We start from the raw sequence: 12,766 nt of genomic DNA on the forward strand, positions 1-12,766 counted from the left end.
CCCCGCCGGGTCGCTCGCGCGGTTTCACCAGGTATGTCGCAAGACCACCACTTCCCACGGCCTGCAGGACGCGAGAAGTCCGAGTTCGATGACATACCTGGTGAAACCGCGGATCGGCGTACGCCGGGACCGTCGTCGGCGCGGACCTCAGCGCGGCAGGTGCGTGGGGAGGGTGAGCCGCGGGCCGCGGCGGGGCCGTGAGAGGTGGGCGAGCTCGACGAGGCGCTGCACGCGGTGCCGGTGCGGCCGGTAGGGCTCGAGCAGCGCGACCATGTCGTCGTCGTCACCGACGGTCCCGGTCAGCGCCCAGGTCACGTTCTTCGCGATGTGGTAGTCGCCCACGCTGAGCGCGTCCGCATCCCCGAGCGCGCGGAAGCGCACCTCGGCCGACGTCCAGACCCCGACCCCCGGCAGCGTCCGCAGCCGGCGGTCCGCCTCGGCGAGCGGCAGGCCGACGAGCCGCTCGAGCGACGGCGCCACCCGGGCGGCGCGGACGGCGGCCTTCGACCGGGCCGGGTCGACGCCCATCCGCAGCCACTCCCACGACGGGATGCCCGCGACCACCTCGGGGGTCGGCGGCACCCACAGGTCCCGCGCCGCGCCCGGGCCCGGGGCGGGCTCGCCGTACCGGCGGGCGAGCAGCCGCTGCGCGGCGAAGGCCTGCTTGCCGGTGACCTTCTGCTCGATGATGGCCGGCAGCAGGGCCTCGAAGACGAGGCCGGTGCGGGTCAGGCGCCAGTGCTCGTGGCGGCGCTGCGCCTCGACGAGCACGGGGTGCTGCGGCGCGAAGCCGGAGGGGTCGTCCTCGGCGCCGCACATGGCCGGCAGCTGCTCCAGCACCCACTCGCCGCCGGGACCCCAGGCGGCGGCGTGGACCTCGCCGAGGCCCGAGCGCGAGCGGACGACCAGCGTGGCCGGGCCGGCCGGTGTCCGGATCCCGCGCCACACCGTGCCGTCGGGGTCCTGCCGGTAGGTGACGTCACCGCCGCCGCGCTTGAGGATGCGCAGGTTGAGCGCGACCGGGCACGGCCAGGCGGGCCGCCAGGTGCGCCGCAGCCCCGCGTCCGCGCCGTCCACCCCGCCACCGTAGGCGGTCGCCCTCAGCGGTACGACGCGCGGCGGGCCTTGCCCGCGGCGTCGCGCAGGGGGTGGTCCACCGCCTCCCACCCGCGGGGCAGCAGCGGCGGGTCGAGCCGCGTCCCCGCCCACGCGCGGACCGTGTCGAGCGCGTCCGTCTGCACCACGGCCCTCAGGCCGTCGTCGCGGCCGACGACCACCGCGGAGGCGACCGCGGGGTGCTCCAGGAGCACCGCCTCGACCTCCGCCGGCGCGACGCGGGTGCCGTCCACGACCACGAGGTCGGCGAGACGGTCGAGCACCCACAACCACCCCTCGGCGTCCATCCGGCCCGCGTCGCCGAGGCTGTGCCAGCCGCCGCGGTCCTGGGCCGGCGCACCGACGTAGGAGTAGGTGGGCGCGGCCCGGCGCATCACGACCTCCCCCACCTCCCCGGGGGCGCACTCCTCGCCGTCGGGCCGCAGGACCCGGAAGCGGGTCCCGCCGACCCCACGGCCCACCGAGCCGGGGTGACGCAGCCAGTCCTCGCCGCCGATCATCGCGACGCCCGCGGACTCGGTGCCGGCGTACACCTCGACGACCCTCGACGGGCCGAGCCAGGCGAGCCAGTCGCGCTTGAGACCCACCGGGCAGGGCGCGCCCAGGTGGAGGACGCCGTCGAGCGAGGACACGTCGGTGCCCGGGCGGTCGGGGTGCCGCCAGATCGCGCGCATCGTGGTCGGCGACAGCACCGCCCAGCTCACCCGGTGGGCGGCGAGGAGCCGCAGCCACTCACCGGCGTCGACACCGCCGGCTCCCGGGGCGTCCATCAGCACCAGCTCGTGACCGCAGGTGAGGCCGCGCATCGCGTAGACGAACCCCGCCCCGGCGTGGGGCGGCGCGGCGACGAGCTGCACGGCCTCCCGCGGCACGAAGGGCGCGACCGCGGCGTCCGGGTCGACCCGGGCCGGGGCCGCGGCCCGCACCAGCTTGGGCCGCCCCGTGCTGCCGGAGGACGTCGCGACCTTCCACGAGGAGGCCGAGACCTCCGGCAGGAGCGTCCCCGACGGGCCCGGACGGTGGTCGAGCGGCCCGTCCTCGACCCGCGCCGGCCGGGCGAGGTCGAGGAGCGCGGCCCGCTCGTCGGCCGCCAGGCCCGGGGCGAGCGGGAGCGGGGTGGCACCCGCCCGCCAGGTCGCGACGGCGCCGACGACCAGGTCGACCGGGTCCGCGCAGCCCAGCACGACGACCCCGTCGACGCCGAGGCCCTCGGCGACCCACCGCCGTGCCACACGCTCCGCCAGGTCGACCAGGGCGCGGCGGGTGACGACCTGGTCGCCGTGCCGCAGCGCGACCGCTCCGGGCTCCCGCCCGGCCAGCAGCGCGAGCGCCTCCGGGATCGTCACCTCCGCCACGCCTGCAGCCAACCAGCCGCAGGGGCGCCACGGGGGCCGCGCGGCCGATCCCGGGAGCCTGTTACACCGATCTCACGCAGTGGTTCGAAGAACGAGTTCCTCCCGAAACCACCCCGAAACACCCCGATCCTTGACTGGTCGGCATGACCCCGCCGGCCCGACGAGCCCTCGCAGCGCCCCACGACGCGCACCGGCACATCGGCGAGCTCCCGGCGTACCCCTTCTACGGCGGACCGGCCGTCCGGCCCGACACCACCGCCGCGGCGACCGTCGCCGACTTCCGCCGCAGCCTCGACGTACAGGGTGTCGAGCGCACGCTCGTGCTGCCCAACTACGGCGTGCCGGACCCCGACGTCGCCTTCGACCTCAACGCCCTCGCGCTCGAGGCGGCCGCGGCCGACGCACGGGTCTCCTGCGGCCTGTGGGTCTCGCCCAAGGCCTCCGACGCCGCCCGCAACGACACCGCGCTCGGGCTCGTCACCGAGCACGGCGTGCGGGCGCTCAAGACGAGCTTCCTGCTCGGCGGCGGCGTCGACGACCCCGACTGCGCCGAGCAGCTCGAGCGGATCTTCACCACCGCCGCCGCCCACGACCTCGTCGTCCACGTGCACACCTCTCCGGGCGCCGCCTCCGACGTCGACCGGGTCGGCGAGCTCGTCGAGACCTACGGCGACGCGACGCGCATCCACCTCGTCCACCTCGGCGGCGGCATGAGCGGTCACCTCAAGCTCATCGGTGGCCGGTTCTTCGACTGGGTCGAGGCCGGCAAGCAGGTCTGGACCGACACCAGCTGGGCCGTCGGCTTCGCCCCGGGCTGGCTCGTCGCCGAGATCGAGCGCCGCGGCGTCGGGCACGACCGCGTGCTGTTCGCCACCGACGTCCCCTGGGGCGACTTCGCCGGCGAGCACGCCCGGCTCGCCGCCGCGGCCGGCGACGGCGAGCTGGCCCGCGCCTTCTTCGCCGACAACTTCACCGCCCTCTACGGCTCCGGCTGAGCAGCCCCACCGACCCACCCGCAGGACCCACCCGCAGGACCCATCCGCACCACCCATCCCGAGGAGAGCAGATGTCCGTGTTCGACGACGAGATCCTGGCCAACATCGAGAAGTCGGTGGCCGAGGTCCCCCACCCCTCGCAGGCGAAGGGCACCAACCTCTACGGCTCGACGAAGATCTTCCCCGACTACCAGGCCAGCGAGGGCCAGAGCTACCTGACGCTGGTGCACGGCATCCCGCACGAGTCCTCGGTCAGCTTCGTCGCGATCCTCCAGGCCACCCGTGCGCTGCGGAAGGGCTTCGACTCCGTCATCTACTTCTACGGCCCCGGCGCCCTGGCCTGCATGGACACGCGCGGCTTCCCCACGACGGGCGACGTCGCCTTCCCCGGCAACCAGAACATGAACGACTCGCTGAAGACGTTCATCGGCGAGGGCGGCACGGTCTTCTGCTGCCGCTTCGGCATGGCCCTGCACGGCTGCCGCGAGGAGGACCTGATCGAGGGCGTCGTGCCCTGCCACCCGCTCGACGTGCAGGACTGCGTCATCCACTTCGCCAACAAGGGCGCCATCATCAACTCCGTCTACAACCTCTGAGGGCGCGCGCATGACCTCCCGCCCCGACACCCGCGTCGACCTCGCCCTGCAGGGGATCCGGCTGCTCGACCCGCCGGTCTCCCGCACCGGAGGCGCCGGCCCCTCCGACGACGGCCACGTGCTGATCGACGGCGTGGGCGCCGCCGTCCCGCTCAACCCCCGCAGCCCGTACGCCGTGCGCGGCGGGCGGTTGCTGCTGGACGGCGCCGACACGGGTCTCGGGGTGGAGGAGGTCGCCCGCCCCCGCTTCTACGACCTCGTGACCGCCGACGGGGTCCGCTACGAGCAGATCGCCCGCCTGCACTCGGGCCACGTGCTCGCGACCACGGTCGTCCAGACCTGCGTGCGGTACGACGAGTCGCAGCGCTGCCGGTTCTGCGCCATCGAGGACTCGCTGCGCGCCGGCTCGACGACCGCCGTGAAGACCCCGGCCCAGCTCGCCGAGGTCGCCGAGGCCGCCGTCCGGCTCGACGGGGTCACCCAGATGGTGATGACCACCGGCACCTCGAACGGCCGCGACCGCGGCGCGACCCACCTCGCGCGGTGCGTGCGCGCCGTCCGCGAGGCCGTGCCGGACCTGCCGGTCCAGGTCCAGTGCGAGCCGCCGGGCGACCTCGCCACGATCAGCGAGCTCAAGGAGGCCGGCGCGGCCTCGATCGGCATCCACGTCGAGTCGCTCGACGACGACGTGCGGCGTCGGTGGATGCCGGGCAAGGGCAGCGTCCCGATGGCGGAGTACGAGGCCGCGTGGCGCGAGGCGGTCCGGGTCTTCGGGCGCAACCAGGTCTCCACCTACCTCCTGGTCGGGCTCGGCGAGGACCCCGACGAGCTCGTCGCCGGGGCCGAGCGGCTCGTCGAGATGGGCGTCTACCCCTTCGTCGTGCCCTTCCGGCCGCTGGCGGGCACGCTCGCCACCGAGGTCGACGGGGCCGTCGCCCCGCCGCGCGACGTCACCTACGACGTGACCGCCCGCGTCGCGAAGGCGCTGCGCTCGGCCGGGATGCTCGGCTCCGACCAGGCCGCCGGCTGTGCCGCCTGCGGCGCCTGCTCGGCCCTGTCCTGCGAGGGGGCGTGATGCTCGACGGCGGCATCCTGACCGGGCACCGCGCGCCCGCGGCCCCGGCGCCGGCCTACACCGTCGGGCGGGCGGACGCCGCCGACCGTGCGGCGTACGACGGGTTGCGGCGTGCCGAGTTCGTCGAGGTCCAGCGGCTCTTCGCCGGCCACGACCGCGACGAGGCCGACGACGACCCCCGCACCGTCGTGCTCGTGGCCCGCGACGTCCGGGGACAGGTGATCGGCGGCGTCCGCGTGCACCCCGCGCCGCACCCCGCGGTCCGCGCCGCCGGGTCCCGCGACCTCGGGTGGTGGCGCGGCAGCCGCCTGGTCGTGGCGCCGGGCGCCCGTGGCGCGCGGGCCCCGGTCGCGGCGGCGCTGGTCCGAGCGGCCTGCGCGACCGCCGAGGACGTCGGGGCGCTGCGGTTCGACGCCGCCGTGCAGGCCCGCCACGCCGCGCTGTTCACCCGGCTCGGCTGGGCCTCGCGGGGGGCGCCCACCACCCGCCACGGCGTCGCGCACGTCGAGATGGACTGGCCCGTGGCGCGGGTGCAGCGGCTCGTCGACGCGACGAAGGCGCCGCTCGCCGGTCTGCTCGGCCGTCTCGCCGAGCACCCGCTGGGGGGTGGAGGGGCGGGCTGGGTCGGCGACGACGCGGCTCCCGTCCCCGGTGCGCCGCTCGTGGCCGCCTGCGACGCGATCCTGCCCTCGATGGTCGAGCGCGACCCCGAGTGGGCCGGCTGGTGCGCGGTCCTGGTCAACCTCAACGACCTCGCCGCCATGGGCGCGACCCCCGTGGGCCTCCTCGACGCCGTCGGCGCCCGCGACGCCTCGTTCGCCCGTCGCGTCCTGCGGGGGCTGCTCGACGCGGCGGCCGCCTGGGGCGTGCCGGTGCTCGGCGGGCACACCCAGCTCGGGGTGCCGGCCGCGCTGTCGGTCACGGCCCTCGGCGCCACCTCGCGCCCGGTGCCCGGCGGCGGCGGCCGCCCCGGTCACGCGCTGCGTCTGACCGCGGACCTCGGCGGGGCCTGGCGCCCCGGCTACACCGGCACCCAGTGGGACTCCACGACCTCCCGCAGCCCGGCCGAGCTCCGCGCGACCGGCGAGGTCGTCGCCCGCCTCGCCCCGGCGGCGGCCAAGGACGTCTCCATGGCCGGCACCGTCGGCACCACCGGGATGCTCGCCGAGGCCAGCGGCTGCCGGGCCGTGCTCGACGTCGCCGCCGTGCCCGCCCCCGACGGCGTCCCCGCCGGCGACTGGCTCACCTGCTTCCCCGGCTTCGCCGTCGTCACCGCCGACACCCCGGGGGCACCCACGACCCCCCTGCCCGACACCGTCACCAGCCGCGTCTGCGGCGACCTCGTCGAGGGCGCGGGCGTCGGCCTGCGCTGGCCCGACGGCGTGGTCACCGAGGCCGTGGGACCCGCCGTCACCGGACTAGGAGCAGCATGACCACCACCCGCCTCGCCGCCGTCGCCGACGGCTTCGGCCGCGACGTCGAGCAGAACCTCGCCCAGATCGCGACGTACGTCGAGGCCGCCCGCGCCCAGGACGTCGCGCTCCTCGCCTTCCCCGAGGCCTGCCTCGGCGGGTACCTGTCCGTGCTCGGCTCCGGCCGCGACGGCACCCACGCCGACGCGCCCGAGGACCTCCCGCCCGCGATGGACCTCGACGGCCCCGAGCTGCGGCGGGTCGCCGAGGTCGCGGGCGACATGACCGTGGTGGTGGGCCTCTGCGAGGCCGACGGCACCGCGCGCTACAACAGCGCCGCCGCCGTCACCGGGGACGGCGTGGTCGGGGTCCACCGCAAGGTGCACCAGCCGCTCGGCGAGGGCCTGTACTACGACGCCGGCGAGGAGCTGCTGGCCTTCGACTCGCCGGTCGGGCGGATGGGCCTGCTGGTCTGCTACGACAAGGCCTTCCCCGAGGCCGCGCGCGCCCTCGCCCTCGACGACGCGCGCGTCATCGCCTGCATCTCGGCCTGGCCGGCCTCCCGCACCGCCGGCGCCGGCGACGTGGCCGACGACCGGTGGACCCACCGCTTCAACCTCTTCGACTCCGCCCGCGCGCTGGAGAACCAGGTGGTGTGGCTCGCCACCAACCAGACCGGCACCTTCGGGTCGCTGCGCTTCGTCGGCAACGCGAAGGTCGTCGGCCCCGGCGGCGACGTGCTCGACACCACCGGCACCGGGCCCGGCATGGCGCTCGCGTCGCTCGACCTCGACGACGTGCTCGGCACCGCCCGCCGCTCGATGTTCCACCTGCGCGACCGGCGTCCGGACCTCTACCGCGCCGGCGAGCTCGTCGGGGGTGCCCGTGCCTGAGGCGGTGGTGACGGTGCGCTGGCCCGACGGCCGCGTGGAGGAATGCTGGTCGCCCTCGCTGGTCGTCCACGACCATCTCGAGGCCGGCCGTCGCTACCCGGTGGCCGACTTCGTGGCCCGCTGCGTCGCGGCCATGGACGAGGCGGACCGGCGGGTGCGGGCGCGGTACGGGTTCGCCTGCACCGGGGCCGCGGCGACCGTCGCCTCCGTGGGCGCCTCGGCGTCGCGGCACCCGGCCGACGCCGAGGTCGAGGTGGTCCGCGTGCACCCGCCCCTGCCGGCCGACGTGGGGCGGGGGCGCACGTGAGCGGCGTCGCCCCTCCCCCCGGCGCCGCGACCGAGCGCCGTACGTCGGTCGTGGTGGTCGGCGGCGGCCAGGCCGGCCTGTCGGTGAGCTGGCACCTGGTGCGCGACGGCGTCGACCACGTGGTGCTGGAGGCCGCCACCCCCGGCCACGAGTGGGCCGACCGCCGCTGGGACAGCTTCACGCTCGTCACGCCCAACTGGCACTGCCGGCTGCCCGGCTACGCCTACGACGGGCCGGAGCCCGACGGCTTCATGACCCGCGACGAGGTCGTCGCGTGGCTGCGGGCCTACCCCGCGACGTTCTCACCCCCGGTGCGCGAGCACACCGCGGTGACCGGTCTCCTGCCGGGCGCCGACGGCGGGTTCACGGTCTCCGCGACCGGCCCGGACGGCCCCGAGACCTGGCGCGCCGACGCCGTCGTGGTGGCCACCGGCGGCTACCACCTGCCCGTCGTCCCGCCCTGGGCGCCGGCGCTGGACCCCGCGGTGACGCAGCTCCTGTCCGGCGACTACCGCCATCCGGGGCAGCTGCCGGACGGCGACGTCCTCGTCGTGGGCAGCGGCCAGTCCGGCACCCAGATCGCCGAGGACCTCCACCTCGCCGGCCGCGGCGTCCACCTCGCGCTCGGCGACGCGCCGCGGGTGGCACGGACCTACCGCGGGCGGGACACGATGACCTGGCTGGCCGACATGGGCCTGTACGACGTCCCCGTGACCCGCTACCCCGGCGGCCTGGCCGCGCGGGAGAAGACGAACCACTACGTCACCGGCCGCGACGGCGGGCGCGACATCGACCTGCGCCGCTTCGCCGCGGAGGGCATGCGGCTGGTCGGCAAGGTGGGCGGACTGCTCGACGGGCCGGGCGGCCACCGGCTCGGCGTGGCCCCGACCGTGCGCGCCTCGCTCGACGCCGCCGACCGCGTCTACAACTCGATCTGCGCCGACATCGACCGCCACGTGGCCCGCGCCGGGCTCGAGGCACCGCCCGGCTCGTCGTACGCGCCGGTGTGGGAGCCCGGCGCCGAGTCCACCGAGCTGGACCTGGCGGCGGCCGGGATCACCAGCGTGGTCTGGGCCATCGGCTACCGGCCCGACTACCGCTGGGTGGGGGCACCGGTGTTCGACGGCGGCGGGAGACCGGCCCACGTGCGCGGGATGACCGCGGTCCCCGGGCTGGCCTTCGTCGGCCTGCCGTGGCTCCACACCTGGGGCTCCGGGCGCTTCCTCGGCGTCGCCGCCGACGCCGCGCACGTGGCCGAGCGCCTGCGTGCCGGGCTCCTGGACGGCGCCGGGATCGCCGGCGCGGCCGCGTCGTCCTCCCGCCGGCTGGCGGGCTGAGCGTGGCGGGGGTGCGGATCGGCGCGGTCGCGGCGCACTTCGGCCGCGACCTGGCCCGCGCCGTGGCCAAGGTCGAGCGGGTCGTGGCCGACGCCCGGAGCCGGGGCGTGCAGCTGCTCGTGCTGCCGCAGGGCACGCTCGGCGGCTACCTCGGCGACCTGCGCAACCCCGACACCGCCGACCCGCCGCCGGTGGTCGGTCTCGACGGCCCCGAGCTGGACCGGCTGCGCGCGGCGACCGGCCCGATGGTGCTGTGCCTCGGGCTCACCGAGGCCGCGCTGTCCTCCGCCGGCACCGTCGTCCACAACACGGCCGTCTGCCTGACCGGCGACGGGCTGCTGGGACGGCACCGCAAGGTCCACCGGGCGGTCCGGGAGTCGGTGGTCTACGCCGCCGGGGACCGCTTCGCCGCCTTCGACACCCCGGTCGGCCGGCTGGGCCTGCTGGTCGACTACGACAAGACCTTCCCCGAGTCGGCGCGGAGCCTGGCCCTGGACGGCGCGGAGGTCCTCGCCTGCCCCTCGGCCTGGCCGGCCTCCGTCACCGACCGTGCCGCGCGGCTGCCCGCGGACCGTCAGTCCCGCCTCTTCGACCTGTACGACGGGGCGCGCGCCGCCGAGAACCAGGTGGTGTGGGTCTCGGCCAACCAGACCGGCACGACCGGCGGGCTGCGGTTCCTCGGCCAGGCCAAGGTGGTCGGGCCCGGCGGCGACGTGCTGGCGCGCACCGGCGGCAAGGGCGGCCTGGCCCTCGCCGACGTCGACGTCGCCGGCGAGGTCGCCCGCGCCCGGCGCACCCTGCACCACCTCGCCGAGCGGGTGCCCGCGGCGTACGGGGGCGCGCGGTGAGGCCCGCCCGATCGGGTCCCGCCGGATGAGGGTCGCGCTGCTGACCTACTCGACACGGCCCCGCGGGGGCGTCGTCCACACGCTGGCGCTCGCCGAGGCCCTGGACCGGGCCGGCGCCGAGGTCGAGGTGTGGACGCTCGCGCGCGGCGGCGACGCCACGTTCTTCCGGCCGGTGGCCCCGGGCGTCGGGGTCCGGGACGTGCCGTTCCCCGACGTGGCCGGCGAGGACGTCGGCGCCCGGATCGTGCGGTCGATCGACGTGCTGGGCCGCGCGTTCGCGCGGGCCCGCGACGGCTACGACGTGGTCCACGCCCAGGACTGCATCTCCGCCAACGCGGCCCTGCCGTGCGTGCGGACCGTCCACCACCTCGACACCTTCACCACCCCCGCGCTCGCCGCCTGCCACGAGCGGGCCCTCACCGCGCCCCTCGCGCGGGTGTGCGTGTCCGCGTCGGTCGCGGCCGAGGTGCGCGCGGGCTGGGGCCTGCACCCGACCGTGATCCCCAACGGCGTCGACGCCGCGCGGTTCGCCGCCGGCGCGGCGGACCTCCCGGGACGGCGCCGCTGGGCGGAGGCCCACGGGCCCTACGTGCTCGCGCTCGGGGGCATCGAGCCGCGCAAGGCGAGCCTCGACCTGCTCGAGGCGTTCGCGCTGCTGCGCCGCGACCGCCCCGACCTGCGCCTGGTCCTCGGCGGCGGCGAGACCCTCTTCGACTACCGCGACTACCGGGCGGCCTTCGAGGCCCGCGCCGCCGCGCTGGGCGTCGAGCCGGTCGTCCTCGGCACCCTGGCCGAGGACGACCTGCCCGCCCTGGTCGCGGAGGCCTCCGCGCTCGCGATGGTCTCCACGAAGGAGGGCTTCGGCCTCGCCGCGATGGAGGCGCTCGCCGCCGGCGTGCCCGTCGTGGCCCGCGACCTGCCGGTGCTGCGCGAGGTGCTCGGGGACGCCGTGGCCAGGGCCGCGGACGTGCCCGGCATCGCCCGCGCGCTGGCGGCCGTGCTCGACGACCCGCCGGACCCGGACGTCGGCCGGCGCCTCGCCGCGTCGTACACCTGGGACGCGGCGGCCGCGGCGCACCTGGACTTCTACGCCTCGCTGCCGCCCACCCCGGGCTGAGAGCCACGCCCTCCACACGCCCTCCGCACGTCCGTCGCGCCGCGCCGTCGGGGGTGCGTGCTTCGATGGCGTCGTGCAGCTCCTCGACGTGGTCACGACCTCCACCGCCGTGGCCGCCACCCGCTCCCGCAAGGCCAAGACCGCCGCGCTCGCGGACCTGTTCGCGGCCGCCGACCCCGACGCGCCGCTGGAGGTCGAGGTCCTCACCTCCTACCTCGCGGGCGCGCTGCCGCAGCGCCGCACCGGGCTGGGCTGGCGCTCGCTGGCCGACCTGCCCGATCCCGCGACGGAGGCGTCGCTGACGGTGCTCGAGGTCCACACGGCGTTCGAGCGGATCGCGGCGCTCTCCGGACCCGGGTCGCAGGGCGCGCGGGCGGCCGCCGTCGCCGAGCTCTTCGGACGCGCGACGGCGACCGAGCAGGCGTGGCTGCGCGGCGTCGTGACCGGCGAGGTGCGCCAGGGGGCGCTCGACTCGTTGGTGCAGGAGGCCGTCGCCTCCGCGACCGGCGCCTCCCTGCGCGCCGTACGACGGGCCGCGATGCTGGCGGGCTCCACCGTGACCGCGGCCCGGGCGGCGGTGACGGGCGGCGACGAGGCGCTGGCGGCGATCGGGCTCGAGCTGATGCGGCCGGTGACGCCGATGCTCGCCTCGACCGCACCCTCGGTCGTCGACGCGATGTCGAAGGCGGGCGCCGACCCCGACGAGGAGGGCGAGCCGTCCCCGGTCGCCGTCGACACCAAGCTCGACGGGATCCGGATCCAGGTCCACCGCGACGGCGACGAGGTGCTCGTCGCGACCCGCTCCCTCGACGACATCACGGCCCGGCTGCCGGAGGTGGTCGAGGTCGTCCGCGCGTTGCCGGCCCGACGCGTGGTCCTCGACGGCGAGGCGATCGCGCTCGACGCCGAGGGTCGGCCGCGTCCCTTCCAGGAGACGGCCTCGCGCACCGCCAGCGCCCACGAGGAGGGCGCGGTCGCGGTCACGCCGTACTTCTTCGACCTGCTGCACCTCGACGGCCGCGACCTGCTCGACTCCCCCGGCGGCGAGCGGCTCGACGTGCTGGACGCGCTGGTGCCCGAGGCCCACCGCGTGCCACGTCTGGTCACCACCGACCCCGACGCGGCGGAGGCCTTCGCCCGCGAGGCCGTGGCCGGCGGCCACGAGGGCGTGGTCGTGAAGTCGCTCGACGTCCCCTGGGAGGCCGGTCGCCGCGGCGCCGGCTGGGTGAAGGTGAAGCCACGGCTCACCCTCGACCTCGTGGTCCTCGCCGCCGAGTGGGGCTCGGGCCGGCGCCGCGGCTGGCTGTCCAACATCCACCTCGGCGCCCGCGACCAGTCCGCCGAGGGCGGCTTCGTCATGCTCGGCAAGACCTTCAAGGGCATGACCGACGAGACCCTGGCCTGGCAGACCGAGCGGTTCCTGGGGCTCGAGACCCACCGCGAGGGCCACGTCGTCCACGTCCGCCCCGCGCAGGTCGTGGAGATCGCCCTCGACGGGCTGCAGCGGTCGACCCGCTACCCCGGCGGCCTCGCGCTGCGCTTCGCCCGGGTGCTGCGCTACCGCGACGACAAGACCCCCGAGCAGGCCGACACCCTCGACGCGGTCCGCGCCCTGGCCTGAGCCGGCCCGCCCACGAAGGACGGCACAGGCGTCGCACGACGTCGGCGCCGTTCGTGTCACACCTGTGCCACACGGCGTTACACCTGCGCCTACG

12 protein-coding genes are annotated in these 12,766 nt (G+C 76.7%); 10 read left to right on the forward strand and 2 right to left on the reverse strand.

The window, feature by feature from the left end; translation table 11 throughout:
• Window positions 1-147 precede the first annotated feature (147 nt).
• On the reverse strand, window positions 148-1,077 hold the full coding sequence (locus ABD158_RS04910) for a DNA-3-methyladenine glycosylase family protein (protein WP_344004519.1): 930 nt from the start codon (window positions 1,075-1,077) through the stop codon (window positions 148-150).
• A gap of 23 nt (window positions 1,078-1,100) precedes the next feature.
• Window positions 1,101-2,471 carry a class I adenylate-forming enzyme family protein gene (locus ABD158_RS04915; protein WP_344004522.1) on the reverse strand — a complete coding sequence of 457 codons (1,371 nt, stop codon included), beginning with the start codon at window positions 2,469-2,471 and terminating at the stop codon, window positions 1,101-1,103.
• Window positions 2,472-2,614: 143 nt separating this feature from the next.
• On the opposite strand from ABD158_RS04915, the gene ABD158_RS04920 reads away from it, so the two are divergent.
• From ABD158_RS04920 to ABD158_RS04965, 10 genes are all read left to right on the forward strand, one after another.
• Window positions 2,615-3,466, forward strand: coding sequence for an amidohydrolase family protein (locus ABD158_RS04920; protein ID WP_344004525.1), 852 nt, complete (start codon window positions 2,615-2,617; stop codon window positions 3,464-3,466).
• A 71-nt stretch (window positions 3,467-3,537) separates the two neighbouring features.
• Complete coding sequence (locus ABD158_RS04925) at window positions 3,538-4,062, forward strand: MSMEG_0572/Sll0783 family nitrogen starvation response protein (protein ID WP_299055414.1); 525 nt, start codon at window positions 3,538-3,540, stop codon at window positions 4,060-4,062.
• Between the two features lie 10 nt (window positions 4,063-4,072).
• A complete protein-coding gene (locus tag ABD158_RS04930) occupies window positions 4,073-5,137 on the forward strand; it encodes an MSMEG_0568 family radical SAM protein (RefSeq protein ID WP_344004529.1) in 1,065 nt (354 codons plus the stop codon).
• Window positions 5,137-6,570 carry an MSMEG_0567/sll0787 family protein gene (locus ABD158_RS04935; protein WP_344004531.1) on the forward strand — a complete coding sequence of 478 codons (1,434 nt, stop codon included), beginning with the start codon at window positions 5,137-5,139 and terminating at the stop codon, window positions 6,568-6,570. The genes ABD158_RS04930 and ABD158_RS04935 overlap by 1 nt, the downstream gene beginning before the upstream one ends.
• Window positions 6,567-7,442 carry a carbon-nitrogen hydrolase family protein gene (locus tag ABD158_RS04940; RefSeq protein WP_344004534.1) on the forward strand — a complete coding sequence of 292 codons (876 nt, stop codon included), beginning with the start codon at window positions 6,567-6,569 and terminating at the stop codon, window positions 7,440-7,442. Before ABD158_RS04935 ends, ABD158_RS04940 begins: the two co-directional genes overlap by 4 nt.
• A complete protein-coding gene (locus ABD158_RS04945) occupies window positions 7,435-7,749 on the forward strand; it encodes an MSMEG_0570 family nitrogen starvation response protein (RefSeq protein WP_344004537.1) in 315 nt (104 codons plus the stop codon). The genes ABD158_RS04940 and ABD158_RS04945 overlap by 8 nt, the downstream gene beginning before the upstream one ends.
• Complete coding sequence (locus ABD158_RS04950; RefSeq protein WP_344004540.1) at window positions 7,746-9,086, forward strand: MSMEG_0569 family flavin-dependent oxidoreductase; 1,341 nt, start codon at window positions 7,746-7,748, stop codon at window positions 9,084-9,086. The genes ABD158_RS04945 and ABD158_RS04950 overlap by 4 nt, the downstream gene beginning before the upstream one ends.
• A gap of 11 nt (window positions 9,087-9,097) precedes the next feature.
• On the forward strand, window positions 9,098-9,934 hold the full coding sequence (locus ABD158_RS04955; RefSeq protein WP_344004543.1) for a carbon-nitrogen hydrolase family protein: 837 nt from the start codon (window positions 9,098-9,100) through the stop codon (window positions 9,932-9,934).
• Window positions 9,935-9,959: 25 nt separating this feature from the next.
• The gene (locus tag ABD158_RS04960; RefSeq protein WP_344004545.1) at window positions 9,960-11,051 is read left to right on the forward strand and encodes an MSMEG_0565 family glycosyltransferase; all 1,092 of its coding nucleotides are present in this window, start codon (window positions 9,960-9,962) and stop codon (window positions 11,049-11,051) included.
• Between the two features lie 73 nt (window positions 11,052-11,124).
• On the forward strand, window positions 11,125-12,672 hold the full coding sequence (locus ABD158_RS04965; protein WP_344004548.1) for an ATP-dependent DNA ligase: 1,548 nt from the start codon (window positions 11,125-11,127) through the stop codon (window positions 12,670-12,672).
• The last annotated feature ends 94 nt before the right edge of the window (window positions 12,673-12,766 follow it).

Origin of the sequence: Nocardioides lentus, from assembly GCF_039529515.1 — a bacterium.
GTDB classification, from domain to species: domain Bacteria; phylum Actinomycetota; class Actinomycetes; order Propionibacteriales; family Nocardioidaceae; genus Nocardioides; species Nocardioides lentus.

Bases quoted from the DNA above. Each gene is read 5' to 3' on its own strand.
- ABD158_RS04930 (WP_344004529.1), top strand. From the start codon at position 4,073: ATGACCTCCCGCCCCGACACCCGCGTCGACCTCGCCCTGCAGGGGATC.
- ABD158_RS04935 (WP_344004531.1), top strand. From the start codon at position 5,137: ATGCTCGACGGCGGCATCCTGACCGGGCACCGCGCGCCCGCGGCCCCG.
- ABD158_RS04960 (WP_344004545.1), top strand. From the start codon at position 9,960: ATGAGGGTCGCGCTGCTGACCTACTCGACACGGCCCCGCGGGGGCGTC.
- ABD158_RS04925 (WP_299055414.1), top strand. From the start codon at position 3,538: ATGTCCGTGTTCGACGACGAGATCCTGGCCAACATCGAGAAGTCGGTG.
- ABD158_RS04940 (WP_344004534.1), top strand. From the start codon at position 6,567: ATGACCACCACCCGCCTCGCCGCCGTCGCCGACGGCTTCGGCCGCGAC.
- ABD158_RS04920 (WP_344004525.1), top strand. From the start codon at position 2,615: ATGACCCCGCCGGCCCGACGAGCCCTCGCAGCGCCCCACGACGCGCAC.